Raw genomic sequence first — 18634 nt, forward strand, 5'->3', positions numbered from 1 at the left:
ACTATATAACAACTCCCTTCATTCCTACTATTCCTTCTATCTTATGTGCTGCTTATATCTTCCTTATTTCGATCTTACCTAAAAAAGAAAAAGCCCTGACCTCCCGGCCAAGGCTGATAAAAGCGGTGAAGTATATTATGTGCACTGCTCATTTACACCAGCTTTGAATACATATGACGCAGATAACGCCAACGTACCAGTGCAAAGAATACAATCTGCATCGAGACAAACACCATGAAGATACGAAGGCTGTGCTCCAGAACGGAGAACTGAACCAACTGATAGAGCGCCGTAAATGCCACCGTGCTGTGAATTAATGCTACCAGAAGCGGCAGGAAAAACATAAGCAGCAGCTGTCTTGTTACGATTTTGCGAAGTTCCGGGCGGCTGAGTCCCATTTTCCCAATCATGCGATACTGTGCCTCATCTCGCTCCAAATCTGCATACAGCCTGAAATAGGTGAAACTCGCCGCGAAGGTGAAGAATACGATACCGATCAATCCACTTACGATGAGAATAATGCCATTGGTTTGTTTATTATTCAGCCAGTCCACGACAAGAGAATTGAACTGAACATATCCCTTCTCCGGGCGGTCTTTCTCAATCGTCTCCAGCAATTCCGGAGCAAAACTGCGCGTCGACATCCAGTCTTTTACCACAAAAAACGTCGTCTGATCGGAGTAAAAATCAATATCCATCTTAATCTCTGCAATGTATGCTTCTCGAATCTTGGAATACAGGTCATCAGAAACAACGTAGACGCCCGCCTCACCATCCATCGGAAACACGATATCGGCTGCCGGTGGCAGCATCTGCACTTGTATATGCTGCTGTTCACCAACATACAAGTCAGCGGAGTATGGGTAACTGTCCTCTTTCGTATCTAACAGTTTATTGCGTGCTGTAATATTGGGTGCTGTATTAAACGCCAGATCATTGCGATCCAGTACCCGTTCTTCATAACCAAGTGCTTTGGCGAGTCGGTTATATTCACTGAGTTTTACGATATAGTTGTTATTGTTCTCATAGAGTGGCTGATAACTACCTTTCACATATGGAACTTCGCGATTAACCAGGGTCTCTTCAATTTTTCGGATCTGACGATCAATGACCGCTGAATCCGTAAAGCCTGAGTTCGTATAAGTAAAAGCATATGGATTCGTCATGGAAGACAGCCTTGGATCACCTATAGTCAGCATGCTGCCAATGCCTGTAAACGCGGAAGCAGAGATAACACTGACCATAAAAAACATCACGGCATTATCTTTCATGCGATAGGTAAGCTCGGACAGGAAGAGCAGATTGGTTTTACGTAAAAATAACCCTTCATTCTTTTTCAGTGCCCGAATGACATACACGCTAAGCTGCGTAAACAGTAGATACGTACCTGCAATAACACTAAGCACACTGCCAAAAAGCAAAGGGAAAATATACGAACCCCAAGCAAAAATAAATACGCCGGTATATCCTCCACCAATCAACACAATTGAGAGCAGCGCAAGCAAGCTTGATGCTTTAGGTTCAGGCTTTGGTTTTTCCTCCGACTTCACCAGATCAATCAGCGTTCCCTTACGGATCAACAATGACGATGATAGAGCAATGACCACAAAGAGCAGCAGAAACGCTCCAGCTGTTAAGAGGATTCCTTTGAGAGGAAAATAAAATTTCAGACTATTCTCCACCGCAAGCATGGAACCGCAAATGAGCAAAACTAATTTACCAAATATGAGTCCAAGTCCGATACCTGCCACGATGGAGGCTAAGCCAATACACATATTTTCCATAAACAAAAGCCGGTTCATCTGTTTCCGAGTCATGCCGAGGATCAGGAAGATACCAAATTCCTTCTTCCGAGTCTTCAGAAATGAACCGACCGAATACAGCAGAAACAGGAAAGAGAATATGAAAATAATGATTTCGGCAATCATCAGTCCCTGGTTGGCAAGCACCGTCACCGTCTGTGACGAACCTTTCAAACCATCTTTTAAGTCTGGATGAAACAGCAGCAGGGCATAGATAAAAAAGATCATGACCGAGAATGTGCTGCTTAGAAAATGAGCCAGATAAATCCGTTTGTTTCGAACAACGTTATTAATGGCGAACTGGCGAAAATTCATGTCCGGAGCCTCCCATCAGGGATAATACATTAATAATTTTCTGATAGAAGGCCGCCCGATTATCACCGTAATGAATTTCGTTATATAACTGACCATCCTTAATGAAGACCACTCGGCTGCAGAAACTGGCTGCCACAGCATCATGGGTTACGAGCAGCATCGTCGCTTGATCCTCTCGATTGCGCTTTTCGAGAATCTCCATCACATCCTTGGCTGCCTTGGAATCCAGATTGCCTGTCGGCTCATCCGCTAGAATCAGCTTGGGAGAATGGATCAAAGCCCGGGCAATCGCTGTTCGCTGCGCCTGACCTCCCGAAATTTCATACGTGCGTTTGTTCAGAATACTTTCAATGCCCAGCTTGCCTGCCAGATCTGCTGCTCGTTCGTTCATCTCTTGAACTGAAACGCCATCCAGAGTCAAAGGCAGCACAATATTTTCCTTTACCGTCAATGTATTGAGCAGGTTGAACGATTGAAAGACAAAGCCCAGCTCTCTGCGACGGAACAAAGCCAGCTGATCCGAATCCAGCTCAAACGGGTTCTGACCTGCGATTTGCAGTTCCCCTGAAGTGGGATGATCAATCGTTGAAATCATGTTCAGCAGCGTTGTTTTGCCGCTGCCGGATGGCCCCATGATACCGACAAATTCTCCTTTTTGAATACTGAGGTCAATGCCTGATAAGGCTTCATAGGATACAATCCCTTTATAAATTTTGCTGATCTGTTTGACGGAACATATCTCCATACGTACAACTCCTTTAACGATTAACGTCTCATTTTAACTACTTCGTATTTATCTTCTAGCTAACCTTCTGACTTCAGTCTACCTGAAACCCCACTCATTCTCCTATGGGTTAACCTTTCACCAACGTGACAATATTGTAAGGTTCCGCACCTCTCAGAAATCACGAGAAAAAGACGCCTTCCTCGCATCTAGGCAAAAGGCGTCGTGATCATTCACATGCAGCTCATATTCAACTCATTTATAATTCTTCAGGATGACATTCATGATTTCTTCCGTTCATGTCGGAAATGTGATTCGCACGGTTGTTCCTTCCCCATACACCGATTCAAGCTCAATCTGATGATTCATACGTGTCAGCACTTCTTTCGCGATGTACAGCCCCATGCCTGTAGATTCCTTAAAATGCCTTCCGTTCTCCCCGGTGAAAAAAGGTCTGAACACCCGATTGAGGTCCGATTTGGGGATGCCAATCCCATGATCCTGAACTTCCAGTACAATGTTGTACTCCGCTCTGTAGGCGCGAAGATGCACTTTCTGTTCACTGCCTGCTGCATATTTAATAGCATTGGATAACACTTGTACCAGCACAAATCGAAGCCATTTTGCATCAGACTGCACCGCCAGCGAAGCATCAATCTGCATCTCGGGATACACATGGTTGCGAATGAAAAATCGTTTCAACTCATGGATCGCTTCTTCACCTACCGCCCGGAGTTCAACCGGCTCAACGCTGAAGTCCTGCTCGAAGGTATCCAGCCTTGCGACATATAGAACCGTTTCCAATCCCCGGCGCATCTGATCTGCTTCCTCACGAATACTGCGAAAACGAGCATCATCGTCCTCCTGCTCTTCCACCGTCAGCTCAATGACCGATAACGGTGTTTTCATCTGGTGTACCCACTGGTTCATAAACGTAAGATATTCCTGCTGCTTCTGTTCCAGACGGCTCAAATGTGCGTGATACTGCCCATACTGGGAATCCAGCAGTTTCTCCAAGGAGGCTGATAGCGGCGCTGTTTCATGTAACGCTACCAATTCATTTAGCGAATTCACCGGCTGTGTCATCCGGCTGTAAAAAGCTCGGTGTGACATGTAGCGATACACCAGATACCCGGCATACAGAAACAATCCTAGTCCCACAGCGTACAGGGCCGTCTTCCAATGATCGTATCCATCGTACCAGAAGACCGCTACCACAGTCAGCATCATCGCTACCACCCAGCACGTCAAAGCGAGATGTTCTCGGATAAACAGCTTCATAACGATGATGCTGCTTTCCAGTTATTAATCAGCCTGTATCCGGAGCCTCTCACCGTTTCCAGCGCATCGGTAATACCCAGTTCGGCAAGACGTTTGCGTACCCGAGTAATATTGACGCTAAGTGTATTATCATCCACAAACGAGTCATCCCAGAGCTTCTCCAGGATCGTTTCCCGACTGACCAGCTTTGGACTGCGGCGCATCAGCGTCTCTAGTAAAATCGTTTCCTTCTTGGTTAGCTGCACTTTCTGATCGCCGAGTTCAATTTCGAGCCTCTCCAAATACACCACAAGTCCGTTCAGTTCGACCTTACGCTCTTCATCATGGACAGCATAATCTCCATACACCCGGCGCAGCTGACTGCGAATTTTAGCCATAACAATCTCATGTTCGAACGGCTTGGTAATATAATCATCGGCCCCGTTCTCCAGTGCCATAACCTGATCCATCTTGCCGCTCCTTGCAGAAATAAACAAAATGGGACATGTCGATATCGTGCGGATCTGTCTGCACCAGTAAAACCCGTCATAGCTCGGTAAGTTGATATCCAGTAAAACGACATGAGGCTGGATCTGCTTGAATTGTTCCGCCACCTGCTCAAAGTCCTCAACTAATACAGCTCGGTCACCGTAACGTTCAATATGTGATTTTAGTAGTCCCGCGATCTTGGGATCATCCTCGATAATCATAATGGTATACATGAAAAACTCTCTCCTCTAACCTGTTATGATAGCACATTCCCCTCTACTCATAGCCAAATCATAACACAGGATAGATCAGCGGGCATCGACCTGCTTGCGCCAGCTTCGAATATCTGCGTTTAACTGTTTCACATCTCCGGCGGCCTGTTGATCGTCCGATAACTTGTAATGCTGCTTCAATGCCAAAATACGATATACACTCTGATCAATACGGGATTCCTTAATTTCGCCTGACTTCACGGCACTGATTAATGTGTCGAAAATCGTTCTGGCACTTTCATAACTGTGAGCCACCAGCAAAATATCACTTCCCGCTTGAACGGTTGCAACTGCAGCCTTGTTCAATGGGTAGTTTTTGGAGATCGCTCCCATGCTTAAGTCGTCTGTGATCACTACACCATCATACTTAAGCTTTTCGCGCAGATGATCCCCAATAATTATTTTAGATAAGGAAGCCGGATATTCCGAATCCAGCTTGGGAAATAAAATATGGGCAACCATTACCGCCTCGGCATTCTCTTTCACCGCCGCCTGAAATGGAATCCACTCCAGTTCCGCAAGCTGCTTTTCCGATTTATTCACCACGGGCAGGTCCAGATGGGAGTCTACTGAAGTATCACCGTGACCAGGGAAATGTTTCACTACCGGGATAACGCCTTCACTACGCAGGCCCTTCATCTCGGCAATCCCCATACGTGTAACAAGGTCAGCCGTAGTGCCGAAGGATCGATCCCCGATGACTGGATTCTTCGGATTACTGTTAATATCCAGTACAGGAGCAAAATCAACATTAAAACCCGCAAGTTTGATCTGTCTCGCCAGCAGTGTGCCCATCTCCTCAGCAAGTGCTGTATCATTCGTTTTGCCTACTTTTCGATTAGATGGAATGGACTCGACCGTGTCTGGCATTCGGCTTACCTTGCCGCCCTCTTGATCGACACTCATCAGGATGGGAACCGGATTATGCCCATTCGTCTGTTTGATCGATTGTACAAAAGCAGCCGTTCCCTGAAGCGTTGTTACGTTGCTCGCGTAGAAAATAATGCCGCCAATCTTCTGGTCAGCAATCATTTGTTTCGCCTGCTCATCCAGCGCCGTTCCCTGCACACCAGCAAGAATCATCTGACCCACTTTTTCTTCCAGCGTTAGCTGCTGCAGCTTCTTCTTTACCGGGTCTGTTTCGTCCTGGCTTGCTTCCTGCTGAGCTTCTTCTTCCCCCTCATCCTCAGAGGGAGCCGTATTCTCATCACGATTCTCTGAGGCTGTATTCGGACTCGTGTTAGACCCGTTACTAGAGCCTGCTTCAGGTACTGGTTTCGAGGCCTGTCCACATGCCGCCAATACGAGAATGACCGCTGTAAGCAGCACCAGCACCGGTAATAATTTGCTCTGTCGTTTAAAGCGTACATTTCTATATCCGTTCAAAGGATATTCCGCCTCCTCATCTATTGTGCATTATAGCGATTTTTCAGTTTTCCGTTTGTTTGGCCTAACCTTACCATAAGGTTAGTGATTTTCAAAATAAGTCTCAGGATCCAAACTTTTTCTGTCACTTCGTATTGAGGTGTGGTAGATATATTCGTTTTAACGTGAGCGAGTGCAGCTGTAGCACAATATCAAAATGATGCGCGGCATGGAAGTTTATTATTGTGAATTTTTCATATGTTGAAATAATCATCTATAGGTAGAATCAGCAGCAGTTACGCAAGTTACAAATTTAAAAATCAATTAAAAAAGCCGCCTTGCGGCGGCTTCATTGTGACATCTTACAAATGACTTTATTTACCATTTCAATAACTTTTATTAAGGTTTTGATACGTTTGTTTTGTGATTTTTATACGTTTGCTTTAAAATTTTCGTTGTGGCTGGTTATGGATTAAAGTAATCTTTTTGAATTTTCTTTTATGAATTTTTCATATGTTGAATTTTTAGGGTGTGTCTGAAAACGCTGAGGAAGCCAATTTTGCCGAATTTTCGTTCCCAGCCAGGAAGTTTACTGCAGGCGTGCCGGGGCACGTCAAGGGAAACTGACGCCGCAGGGGGCGAAAAGGGGGTAAAAGATGCACTTCAGCGGGCTTCAAGACACGCCCTAGTATAATTTCGATAACACTTCATTGGAGAACGGAATGATATCCGAGGTCCGCCCCTCCTGAACCTTGAGCGGCCATTCGGGATCACTAAGGAGTACACGTCCAAGCGCAATCAGATCAAATTCCCCACGCTCCAGCTTCTCATTCAACAAATCGAGATGTGCATCACCTGTTCCCTTGTTTTCAGCCGATCGCTCCACAAACTCCGACTCAAGGCCTACGGAGCCAACTGAAATAGCTGGTTTACCGGTGATTTTCCGGGTCCAGCCAGCAAGGTTAAGATCAGATCCTTCGAATTCCGGAAGCCAGAATCGGCGTGTGGAACAGTGGAATATGTCTACACCAGCAGCACTGAGCGGCTGCAGGAACTGTTTCAGCTCCTCTGGCGATTCGGCTAACTTAGCCTCGTAACTTCCCATTTTCCATTGTGAGAAACGAAGAATAATCGGGAAATCGGGTCCTACAGCAGCTCGGCAGGCTTCAATGACATCCACTGCAAACTGTGTTCGGCGTACCAGATCACCGCCATATTTGTCAGACCTGCGATTCGTCTGTGCCCAGAAAAATTGGTCAATCAAATATCCGTGAGCACCGTGAAGCTCAATGCCGTCAAATCCAATTCGTTTGGCATCAGCCGCCGCATGGGCGTACGCTTGTATTAGCTCTTGAATCTCCGCTTCAGTTAACGGTTCATATGCCGCTTCACCAGCCATGCTGATTCCGGATGGACTTACCGGCTGAGCATCTGCATTAGGCAGGTCTCCTGAGCGCCGCGCGGTGCCGACATGCCAGAGCTGAGGCATAATTTTTCCGCCTGCATCGTGGACAGCCTTGACAACTTCACTCCACCCCTGCAGTGCCTGCTCTCCATAGAAAAGCGGAATGCTCTCGCCACTTACCGAGGACGGATGGTTTATGCCCGTGCCTTCCGTAATAATAAGTCCCACGCCGCCAGCCGCTCTCCGGCGGTAATATTCAGCCACATCGGGCCCGGGTACACCGTTCGGTGAGAATCCACGTGTCATCGGTGCCATAACAATTCGGTTCGGCAAGGTAAGCTTGTCGGAAGTGAACGGTTCGAATAAAGATAAAGGTATGTTCATGATTTAGTCTCCTTTGCATTGGAAAGTAGATATTTCGCACTTACCTTGAGATGCAGCATGCTGTAATGAATCCGGCAAATCTCGGCCGCCTAGGACTGTCATGAGTCGTTTCTTTATCCATTTTATAGATTATTATTTTTATTTTCAAACAAATTTCTCACATGAACTTAGGCAAAAAAAAGAACAGCCTTGTAAAAGCCGCTGTCCATTGACCTCGATACTGCAAACTGCTCTGCATTTTATGCATATCGTCTGCATCTCTCCTGGTCACCAACAATGTGGATGCAGCATATAATATAATCCATAATCTTCCTGAATATTTAATTTGATTTTGCGGGAATATCATACCGATTGACCCGCAGCAGCTTTCCAGAAGAAGCAGAACCTACATCGGGGTCCGTTCCCAGACCAAAGTAAAAATCACCATCATGCTCTTCAAATGATTTGGCGTAGGTATCCTGTGTAAAACGTAAGATTTCATCCCATGCTGTTAGATCGCTTGTTTGATAAACCCGGTTCACATACACATTCGCCTGCTTCCGTGTATACGTCAGCACATACACCTTGTCGCTGCGCACGAGAAGATCCGTCGGCAGTGCATTGGCATCTGGCAGATTGACCCTTCTTGCCTGATTGATATCTGTCATCACATTTAATGATTTGGGCAGCAGCTGGCTGTCATTAAAGACACCACCCGCAATATACACCAGCTTATTATTGAAATTAATATTTTTGCCGATTTTATTGTACGGCACCGTACCTTGCTGATACGTCAACCCAGGGAGCATTTTACTGCCATAGATGACCACGTCTCTTTTTTCCAAGCGTTCATTAATCTCCAGAATATTCGTCTTGTCATTCCACAGTTTATTGGCAGGATACATCATGGCAGAAGCATACAATTTGCCTTGGATTTCAAAAAGCGTGTACGCTCTGAACCCAAATGTGTTGATCGTGGCAAAATGCTGCCAGCTCTCCCCTTCATTATGCGAGATTAGAACGGTTGGTTTCGTTTCCGTACCAAGTGCGGCAAACATTTTCCCTTTATAATATGCGAGATCATAGACGTGCACTCCTTTAGGCAGGTTGCGATACTTGGTCCACACTTCCCCATCCAGCCGGTAAAAGTTTCCCCAGTCCCAGCTCTCGCCATCGGAGTCATGGCCGGGAATATAGAGCTTTCCATTCATTACTTTAAAGAGATCAATCTGTTCTTCATCCACATACTTTCTCGTTGAAGGTACTATACTCGGGTTACTGTTAGTCACCGCCTGTGTCTCAAACTGGGCATTCGCAGTATCAAAATAGATGACAGGAATTGGCCCTGCGTTTTGTGCGGGTCCTACATTACTGCTGTTCCCATGACCCAGATAGATTTTACCGTTGTAGAGCTGCATGTCCCAGACGTTGTTGGCGTAAGGCGATTTCTTAAAAGGTTTTCCGAGCAGCTCCAGTCTATGGGTTACATCCACCGATTGGAACGGGGCGTTAGACACCTGGACAGTCCCTCGATCCGCTGTCTCAGGTCTTGCTGCCGGTGTGTTCGTTTTAGGCTTCGAGTTCCCCGTAAACATCCAGCCAGCACCAGCGACAAGAGCCAGTAAGATCGCTGTCCATGTAACTTTCCTTTGCATGTCCACATCCTCCTTTAACATGTTAGCCTGAAATCATTTGAAAACGATACAAATTGTATCTTTTTATAGTATGTAAAAGGTGCTTACACTGCAACAAATTTCGCCCTTTTTAAGCAAAAAAAAGTAGACTCTCACATCCGAAGATATGATGTCTACTATAATAATGAAGATCTACTCTGCTTTAACCAGGATTTTCACCTGATTTTTCTCTTTCAACAGCGCTTCGAATCCATGTTCTACGACCTCATCCAGCACAATTCGTTTGGTCACCAGCTTGTCCGCAGGGAAAAATCCTTTTTCCATCAACCGAATGACAGCCGGGAACACATCACGATAACCGATGATACCATTCACAGTACGTTCTTTCATTACGATCGAGTTCGGCTGAATCGGAGCTTCCTGTTCGAAAATACTTACAATCATCAGCTCGCCGCCGATGCATGTTGAGTCAATAGCCTGCTGCAGCACACGTGGAACTCCGGTTACTTCATAAGCCACATTCACACCGCCATGGGTACGCTTGTGAATCTCCTCAACCACATTACATTCGGTTGGGTCAATCACAACTGCACCCAGCTCTTCTGCTTTAGCTTTGCGTTCCGGTGACAGTTCGACAACATAAATATCTGAAGCACCGGATGCTTTAAGCGCCTCGATCACCAGCAGTCCAATTGGTCCTGCACCGAATACCGCTGCAGTATCGCCAACGTTCAGCTTGCTTTGGCGTACTGCGTGAAGGGCTACTGCAGAAGGTTCAACGAGAGCACCCTGCTCGTAAGAAATTGAATCCGAAATCGCATGAACCATGTTCTCATCGGCTGTCACGTACTCGGAGAAACCGCCTCCGCCTCCGGCCAGACCCAAAAATCCCATCTTGTCACAGAGATTGTATCTGCCCTGTTTACAAGCCTCACAATGACCACATGCATAAATTGGCTCCACAACTACACGGTCCCCCGCTTGAAAACGACTTACCCCTTCACCCACTTCAACAATTTGCCCGGAGAATTCATGCCCCATCACAATCGGTGCTTTCTCCCCTGTTAGCGGATGCGGATCTTGAGCAGGGATAAAAATAGGTCCAGCTGTATATTCGTGCAGATCGCTGCCGCAGATGCCGCACCATTCCACTTTTATTTTCACCTTGCCCTGTTCAGGTTGAGGTTCAGTAATATGTTCCAGACGAAGATCTTTAACACCATGCCAACGCAATGCTTTCATTTCATTCATCTCCCAAATGATTATTACGTGTATATTCGGAAACGTTTCCGTAAATTAAATATGTCACATTTGAGATACCCTGTCAAACATATTTCTCCAGAAATATGTCGATCAAGTGAGTATTATTGCGCTGCAGCCTATTGTTAAATCAAAATTTAAACAGTATATAACAAAAATCTTGCATATAATCGTTCATTTTTAATGATTTATTAGGAAATTAAACATAAAAATGCATAAAATTACATGAATTTCAGTCCGTTGACGAGCTGCAGGCCTGCTCCAATGGTATAATCAAGTTATATGCCTACCTTACAAAACATACATCAGTCGAAAATACGGAATCGTTTCCGATGAAGTGAGGTCAACTATAACGTGAGTAAAGATCAGAAAATCACAATTAAAGATGTCGCTGAACGTGCTGGGGTGGGAATTGCGACGGTATCACGAGCGATTAATAATTCGGACGGGATCAGCAGCGCAACACGGGAAAAGGTGATGCAGGCTATCGAAGAGCTGGGATTTGTGCCAAACACTTCAGCCCAGAGTCTGAAGATCCGCCAAACACACCAAATTGCACTTGTTGTTCCAGACATCCGAAATGCAATCATTCCCGAAATCTCTTGGTCTGTTGAACAGACCGCGAAACAGCATGGATACCATGTTGTACAGATTAATACGGCAGGCAATGCCAGGACTGAGCTTGAAACGATACGTAACGTCAAGAAATTACACGTAGACGGTCTCATTTTTATGCCACTAGCATATCCCAAAACGCTGCCTGGATTAATCGACAAGGCTCCCCTCCCCATCTCCATCATTAACTACGGGAAAAAACTGGAGCCGGGCATCAAAGCGGATATCGTCTCCTTATCACAGCCTGAAGGGAAACTGGTCATGGATCATCTGTTCAAAATCGGAAGAACTCGGATCGCTTATGCCGGAGCCCCGAAAGATATCATCGAAGAACGTTATCGCGCTTATGAACAGGCTGTTGGACATGTGGATATTTCGCTTGTGTATTTCGGCGAAGATTTCTCACTAGCGACAGGAGCAAGTGCGGCGGACTATTTCTACGGACTCACACATATGCCGGATGCTGTTTATGCGATTAATGACATGGTCGCGATTGGACTTGTAAACCGCTTCAAAGCACTGGGTGTGCGCGTTCCCGAAGACGTCGCTGTGGTGGGGGTGGATAACAATCAGTGGACGACCGTTTCATCGCCTCAGATCAGCTCTGTATCAATCATGGGGGAGGAGGTTGCCCGGCTCGCGACTGAACTGCTGCTCAAGCGAATTCGCGAGATGAGCACTGTGGATTATGAACATATCCAGTTTGAGCCGCGCCTGATTGTGCGTGAGTCCAGCGTAGCCATGATCCGCTCTTCTTCAAGCTAGACAATCCAGCTTATACTGCTAAAAGGTGCTCACCAGGTCTTACCTGTGCGAGCACCTTCTTTGGTTTAACTCTATATTTTCATCATTGTTTCATTCTTGCTTCAATTTCTCTATGAATCTTTGTTTCTCACACACTGTTCCAGCATCACTTTGAGTTTAGCATTACGACTTTCCAGAAAAGCCTTCATGTATCTTTTTAATACAAGCCGTTCTGCTGCCCAGCCAAGAAATCCGAGCGGTGCTTCAAAGCGGAGTGTATCTGTCATACAGGTCCCCTTCTCCCCACAACTGCTGAAATGATGTTCATGCCGCATGCTTTTAAACGCTCCACGCTTCATCTCATCAACAAACAGAAAAGGCCGCTCGTAGGCAGTAATCCGTGATGTCAATCTCTGTCTTATGCCAAAATGCACGGCTTCGAACGTTACCGTATCTCCTGACCCAATTCGTCCGCTGGTTACCCCGGCAACAGCTCGTTCTCTTGTATGCTTCCATACCGTCTGTGTATGAACCTCAATGTCACGAGCCAGATCAAAACAATCTTCAATGGGAGCATAAATTTTCGTCACAGTAGTCACTTCGACCATCAGCTGTTACGCCTCCGCTCTTTACGAGTTGAATGGTTAAATTCGCGTTAGCCGTTAAAACGGGCCCATCACGGCTAATGATGCTTGGATGCTCTGCTCAATAAACGAACGCTCCGGCCCTGACTTCATCAACACCGTTAACCCAATCATGGAAACTACCAACGATTGGGCCATAAGCCCCGTGTCTGCATTACCTGCCAACTCTCCGCTCCGCTGGCCTTTTTCAAGAGCCTCTCTGAAAATAACCGCTAAATACATCTGATGCTCACGTGTTAAAACAGCAAATTTGGGATCATGTGGAGCGAGTTCAACCATCGTGTTGATACAAAAACAACCGTGACTGGGTCTGTTTCCATTACCTTCTGATGCAATCTGTTCAAATATTCCCCTAAAAGCCTTCTTTACAGAGTCACCCTGAGTAAGCTTTGCTCTTATTTGTGCTGCATGTGCAGACGTATACCTTCGCAGCACACGTTCAAACAAATCTTTTTTATCGCCAAAAGCTGCATACAAGCTGGGCCGTTGAATCCCCATTGCCGTCGTTAAATCCGTTAAGGACGCTGCCTCAAACCCTTTGATCCAGAATACGTGCATAGCAGCATCAAGTGCTTCATCTGTATTGAACTCCCTTTTCCTAACCATAACACCGCCCCTTTATTTATCGAACAGTATAGATTTATTCTAACTCAACAATGTAAAAAAGTCCAAACGGAAAGGCTCTTTTTTAATATCAGTCTAAAAGATAAAATTATATTTATAGTAAATTTCCATGCTACAAGCGCCTTGATCTTACATACGATCCTTCTTCCGAATTGTCCATCAAGTTCAAACTTTCGAGACTATTGACAATCCATTTCAAAAAATATATTGTTAATCCCGATTATATTATACTGATCAGTACATTAAAGAGAGGAGATACCAATGCACACATCACATCAACATTTACAAGCATCCAATCAAAAGAAAGAGGGCATGACCAGCGCACTCGCTTGGGTTATTGCCGTATGCAGCGGTTTATCTGTCGCAAATATCTATTACGCGCAGCCCTTGCTGGATTCCATTGCCCTTGAATTCGGACTGTCTACTGCTTCAATCGGTTCTGTGATCACGGTTACTCAGATTTGCTACGCCCTAGGTTTGCTGCTGCTTGTTCCGCTAGGAGATATCGTCGATCGTCGAAAACTGATCATTATACAGATGCTTTTCTCGGCTTTGGCTTTAATCTTTGCTGCAGCTTCTGATTCGTATCCCTTACTGCTAATAGGGCTTGCAATCGTTGGATTGTTAGCTGTAATCACACAAACATTTGTTGCTTATGCCGCCCATTTATCGGCCGATTCCGAGCGAGGTACGATGGTCGGCCGAGTCACCAGCGGTATTGTGATTGGCATTCTGCTCGCGCGAACTGTGGCAGGTTCCATGAATGACTGGCTGGGCTGGAGATCGGTTTATCTATTATCTGCGAGCCTTACTTTGATAAGCATACTGGTATTAATACGCATACTCCCTCACCGACCCGTCACAGACAACAAAATAAGCTATTTTCAATTACTTGGCTCCACCCTGCGGCTGTATACATCGTTACGCGTGCTTCGCGTTCGCGGTTTACTTGCCATGCTGATATTTATGGCATTCAGTATCCTTTGGACTGCCATGGTGCTGCCGCTCAGTGCCCCTCCATTATCTTTGTCACACACATTCATAGGTGCCTTTGGACTTGCAGGCGCTGCGGGCGCCTTGGCTGCGGCTAAAGCAGGCAAACAAGCAGACCGAGGTTACGGGCAGGTGACTACCGGAGTTTCCCTTGTCATTTTGATATTATCCTGGATACCGATCGGATTGTTACATACGTCTCTATGGTTTCTAATCCTCGGTGTTATCCTGCTTGACCTTGCTGTGCAGGCAGTACATGTCACGAATCAGAGTTTGATCTATCAAGTCCGTCCCGAAGCTCAGAGCCGATTGACGGCATCGTATATGATCTTTTATTCGATTGGGAGTGCGGTTGGTTCTATCACTTCTACCCATGTCTACGCCTGGTCAGGCTGGACAGGTGTTTGCTGGTTGGGTGCGGCTGTTAGTACAGCAGCTCTACTGTTATGGATTGTCGATCGTCAGTTCGATCGCTCCCTTCAATCCAGGGTTAACCATAATCACCGTAACAACATGTGATTCCACTAAAAAACGAACCCCTTATCGAATGACGAGAGGTTCGTTTCCTATGACTTTTTTGCGGTTCAAATGAGCAGTTCATTAATGGAGAGGGTGCGCTCTTTGGACAGATCCCGATATTCTTCCGACTCGACTTTAATCAGCGGTTTGAAGATATCTGATGCATTGTTCATCACAATAACACCTTTTTCTCCATTGCTGAGCAGCACTTGTTTGCCAATAAAGTTAGGCAGCAGATGCTGCATTAACGCCTGAACCGGTTTCTCATTTAATTTGCCAAATCCCATGCTGTAGATATCTCTGAGGTTGTTAATCAGATTCGGATTGCTCGCGCCATGATTACCGGATCGCATACCTATGTATATATCTGCCACGGACACAATTTGGGTATACGGATGAATCTCACCTTTTCCAAGCTGCATCGGAAAGCCTGAACCGTCTTCCCGTTCATGATGCTGCAGAGCGACCAGAGCTGTGGCCTCATCAGTCATCGAGTTTTTAATGATCTCGTGCCCATAGATGGTGTGACGCTGCAGTTCAAGCTGTTCATCCGCCGTCAAAGGTTCTGTTTTATTGCGAATCCGGTGTGAAACTTTACACTTTCCGATATCGTGCAGGTAACCTCCGCGGCTGATCAAGTAACTTTCTGACTGGGAATATCCCATCCAACTTGCGATATAAAAGGATAAAAGACCTACCTGAATGGAATGGGTGTAATTATTAACGTCATCCCGTTCCAGCATCATCAGGAGATGCACAACATCCTTCTGCTCATCAAGACCTTCGACCATAGGCTGCAGGGCATCATCCACCATTGTGGCATTAAACTTGCCTACCGTCAGCGCTTCCAGAAATGCATTTTGATAATTATGTACAGTTTGAAGGAATTGAGATTTCATCTCTTCTTCAGGAGGTTGTTCTTTACTGCTTGTGCCGTTTGTACTGCTGCTTGATCCCTGTGTCTGTTTCATTGAAGCAGCAAAAAATTCGGCTTCTGTAATGCCTTCGTCACGCAGTTCAATATCTACGTAATCTACACGATGCTGCATAAGCAGGGTGATATCATCGCTTCGAATGACAGTCCCCTTTCCGAGAATGTGCAGCCCTGCATCACTAAACGTATCCGCTGTCAGACGGTCTCCGTCCTGCAGGTTCATAATATGGATTCTCAATCGGAACTCCCCCTGGACAATTGTTTATAGTTAACAGCCCCGGATGGATCGGAGCCAAGACATACTTCTACTTCTTATATCGTTTGAATTCCAACTATTTTACATAGTCCAAATGACCTTAATCATTTAGGCAAATATGAACATCTAAGACTTTATTCTTATAATAAAAATGTTTGTTTGTCCCGGTTTCTGTACGGAATACATTATTTCAACCTACTTCAACATCTTCTATATACCGTTTTCTATAAAAAAGGAAGCCCATGCTGCTGATGGACTTCCTTGTCTTCATGTTCCATTTATACTCGTTCTTCATCTGTCTTATCCACCATGTAAAAAACGACATCCTATCGACGAGATGCTCTCCCTCGACAACAAAATACCGCTAGAGTTTAATGGATTCCAGACTTGCACCCTTCGCGAAAAAGCGTTCGATAGCCTTCTCAACAGATGCATCGGGAACAAGCGGCGGTGCCTGATGTGGTTTGACCCGCGCGTCAATAATGATCTGATCACAGCCCCAGTGTTTGTGATGATAACTGCTGTTCACACCATACATGTCGTGTGACGGGTTACTGCGCGTAAACGCAGCCCACAAGAAATTGCTCAGGTTGGCGCTCAGGAACGAACTGTCGTCACATACAATAATCATCGGACAACTTTCCAGTCCTCCACGTTCCTGCAACAGCTCCGTGAAGTCTTTCATTTCCTGTGCCGTATTTGCATAATTCGTAAAGGCAGCTGTCTGAATCGAAACCATACCCGGCATGATCAGCTGCGGATTGTCATAACCTTGAATACTTTTCAGCGCTTCCGGCACTTCCGTACACAGTTCACGAATTTTGTCACCATAAGCCGCCATAACAACCTTACTGCCGCTGTTCAGTCCGGTTCCCGAGTAATCCAGTGTATCAATCGTCGTATTCGTATAGAAATGAATGTCCCGCTGCAGGTTCATTCGCTCCAGAATATAAGTGAGGAATTCAACTTCTTTATGAGTGTCAAGCGGCTGCTTGTCTTCAGCAGTGATAAACAGATACTTCGCCAAACTGAGCTGTCCGGTTCCCAAAATACGGTTTGCAATGGTCAGCAGCTCGGTTGGCTGTTTCACATCCGTGTAAGGTGTATAACGCTCGCTGCCGATCGCAAACAGCAGTGGATGAACTCCGGCAGCATCAACGGCATGGACTTCCTTTACACCTGGAATTTCCTGTTTGATGGCGTCTCCCGTTATCTCATGAATCAGATCCCCGAATGCCGTGTCCTCTTGCGGCGGACGTCCCACAACCGTAAACGGCCAGATCGCATTGGGCTTGGCATACACTTTATGCACACGCATCAACGGGAATTCATGAGTCAGGCTGTAATACCCCAAATGGTCGCCAAACGGACCTTCAGGCTTCGTTTCGCCGGGATAGATCTCACCCGTTATAACAAAATCAGCATCATTGCTGATACAGTATCCATCCTTATAGCTGTATCTGAAGCGTCGGCCAGCGAGCAGACCTGCAAAGGTCATCTCGCTCAGACCTTCCGGGAGCGGCATCACGGCGGACAGCGTGTGTGCCGGCGGTCCGCCGATGAAAATGCTGACTTTCAGGGGTTCTCCTTTTTTCACCGCTTTGGCTTGATGGATGCCAATACCGCGATGAATCTGATAATGAAGCCCGATTTCTTTGTTCATCTCATAGTCGTTGCCGCTGAGCTGCACACGATACATTCCCAGATTGGAATTCATAATACCCGGTTTGTCGGGGTCTTCTGAATACACCTGTGGAAGCGTTATAAATGCTCCGCCATCCATCGGCCAGTGTTTAATCAGCGGCAGGTCAGAAATCCGGATCTCCTGTGCCGTTACAGGTAGGCTGATGGATTCCTGCTTAGGCAGCGCCTGCCACGCCGCAAGACCTGTACGAATATGTTTGAATGGCGTCTTAAGTGCCTTCATCGGGTCGTCTCGTACAGCCATAACCCGCTGCACACCTTCCAGTGTCTCGCGGAACATGAACTTGCTTCGTTCAACCGTGCCGAACAGATTGGAAACGGCTTTGAACCTGGAACCTTTTACATTCTCAAATAACAGCGCCGGTCCCTTCGCCGCGTGCACTTTCATATGAATTGCCGCCATCTCCAGATTGGGATCAACCTCTTCCTTGACCCTGATCAGATGACCATGCTGCTCCAGATCGTTAATGCAATCTTCCATATTTGAATATTTCATCGGATGGCTCCATTCTGTGTATACTAAATTCAAAGGATTATGTTCATATATTCACATAGACGCTTGACATGAAATACAGCAAAAACATATGTAATCCACTGCTGAACCTTGTCTGTAAAAAATCATCGGGGCGCCTCTTCTATTTTATCAAATGATCTGTCATGAAACAAAGCATTAGTTTAAACTCGAAGCTGCACGCCATCGCAAATATAAAAA

14 protein-coding genes are annotated in these 18634 nt (G+C 46.0%); 2 read left to right on the top strand and 12 right to left on the bottom strand.

Translation table 11 applies throughout. The features are described 5' to 3' along the window. Positions 1–152 precede the first annotated feature (152 nt). The 8 genes from ABXS70_RS13195 to ABXS70_RS13230 all read right to left on the bottom strand — a co-directional run bounded on the left by ABXS70_RS13195 (position 153) and on the right by ABXS70_RS13230 (position 10871). Positions 153–2117 carry an ABC transporter permease gene (locus ABXS70_RS13195; protein WP_366296247.1) on the bottom strand — a complete coding sequence of 655 codons (1965 nt, stop codon included), beginning with the start codon at positions 2115–2117 and terminating at the stop codon, positions 153–155. Then, positions 2092–2862, bottom strand: a complete 771-nt coding sequence (locus ABXS70_RS13200) for an ABC transporter ATP-binding protein (RefSeq protein ID WP_342555807.1) — start codon at positions 2860–2862, stop codon at positions 2092–2094. The genes ABXS70_RS13195 and ABXS70_RS13200 overlap by 26 nt, the downstream gene beginning before the upstream one ends. A 276-nt stretch (positions 2863–3138) precedes the next feature. Further along, on the bottom strand, positions 3139–4122 hold the full coding sequence (locus ABXS70_RS13205; RefSeq protein WP_342555806.1) for a sensor histidine kinase: 984 nt from the start codon (positions 4120–4122) through the stop codon (positions 3139–3141). Then, positions 4119–4823 carry a response regulator transcription factor gene (locus tag ABXS70_RS13210; protein ID WP_342555805.1) on the bottom strand — a complete coding sequence of 235 codons (705 nt, stop codon included), beginning with the start codon at positions 4821–4823 and terminating at the stop codon, positions 4119–4121. The genes ABXS70_RS13205 and ABXS70_RS13210 overlap by 4 nt, the downstream gene beginning before the upstream one ends. Positions 4824–4898: 75 nt before the next feature. Then, complete coding sequence (gene nagZ / locus ABXS70_RS13215; RefSeq protein ID WP_342555804.1) at positions 4899–6248, bottom strand: beta-N-acetylhexosaminidase; 1350 nt, start codon at positions 6246–6248, stop codon at positions 4899–4901. Between the two features lie 664 nt (positions 6249–6912). Then, positions 6913–8016: an NADH:flavin oxidoreductase gene (locus tag ABXS70_RS13220; protein ID WP_342555803.1), complete on the bottom strand. Its 1104-nt coding sequence runs from the start codon at positions 8014–8016 to the stop codon at positions 6913–6915. A 320-nt stretch (positions 8017–8336) separates the two neighbouring features. Beyond that, positions 8337–9650 (bottom strand): hypothetical protein, encoded by a 1314-nt coding sequence (locus ABXS70_RS13225; protein WP_366296250.1) that lies wholly within the window; start codon positions 9648–9650, stop codon positions 8337–8339. A 171-nt stretch (positions 9651–9821) separates the two neighbouring features. Beyond that, positions 9822–10871: a 2,3-butanediol dehydrogenase gene (locus tag ABXS70_RS13230; RefSeq protein ID WP_366296252.1), complete on the bottom strand. Its 1050-nt coding sequence runs from the start codon at positions 10869–10871 to the stop codon at positions 9822–9824. A gap of 372 nt (positions 10872–11243) precedes the next feature. On the opposite strand from ABXS70_RS13230, the gene ABXS70_RS13235 reads away from it, so the two are divergent. Then, positions 11244–12269 (top strand): LacI family DNA-binding transcriptional regulator, encoded by a 1026-nt coding sequence (locus ABXS70_RS13235; RefSeq protein WP_342555800.1) that lies wholly within the window; start codon positions 11244–11246, stop codon positions 12267–12269. Positions 12270–12379: 110 nt separating this feature from the next. Here the strand turns inward: ABXS70_RS13235 and ABXS70_RS13240 are convergent, their stop codons facing one another. Both ABXS70_RS13240 and ABXS70_RS13245 read right to left on the bottom strand, forming a co-directional pair. Continuing rightward, a complete protein-coding gene (locus ABXS70_RS13240; RefSeq protein ID WP_342555799.1) occupies positions 12380–12856 on the bottom strand; it encodes an SRPBCC family protein in 477 nt (158 codons plus the stop codon). Between the two features lie 54 nt (positions 12857–12910). Further along, positions 12911–13498 (bottom strand): TetR/AcrR family transcriptional regulator, encoded by a 588-nt coding sequence (locus tag ABXS70_RS13245; protein ID WP_342555798.1) that lies wholly within the window; start codon positions 13496–13498, stop codon positions 12911–12913. Between the two features lie 279 nt (positions 13499–13777). On the opposite strand from ABXS70_RS13245, the gene ABXS70_RS13250 reads away from it, so the two are divergent. After that, on the top strand, positions 13778–15028 hold the full coding sequence (locus ABXS70_RS13250; protein ID WP_366296255.1) for an MFS transporter: 1251 nt from the start codon (positions 13778–13780) through the stop codon (positions 15026–15028). Between the two features lie 65 nt (positions 15029–15093). Here ABXS70_RS13250 and ABXS70_RS13255 read toward each other — a convergent pair whose 3' ends face one another. Next, the gene (locus ABXS70_RS13255) at positions 15094–16200 is read right to left on the bottom strand and encodes an HD domain-containing protein (protein WP_342555796.1); all 1107 of its coding nucleotides are present in this window, start codon (positions 16198–16200) and stop codon (positions 15094–15096) included. A 382-nt stretch (positions 16201–16582) separates the two neighbouring features. After that, positions 16583–18418, bottom strand: a complete 1836-nt coding sequence (locus tag ABXS70_RS13260) for a UbiD family decarboxylase (RefSeq protein ID WP_342555795.1) — start codon at positions 18416–18418, stop codon at positions 16583–16585. Between the last annotated feature and the right edge of the window lie 216 nt (positions 18419–18634).

This window comes from Paenibacillus sp. AN1007 (genome assembly GCF_040702995.1).
Classification (GTDB): Bacteria; Bacillota; Bacilli; order Paenibacillales; family Paenibacillaceae; genus Paenibacillus.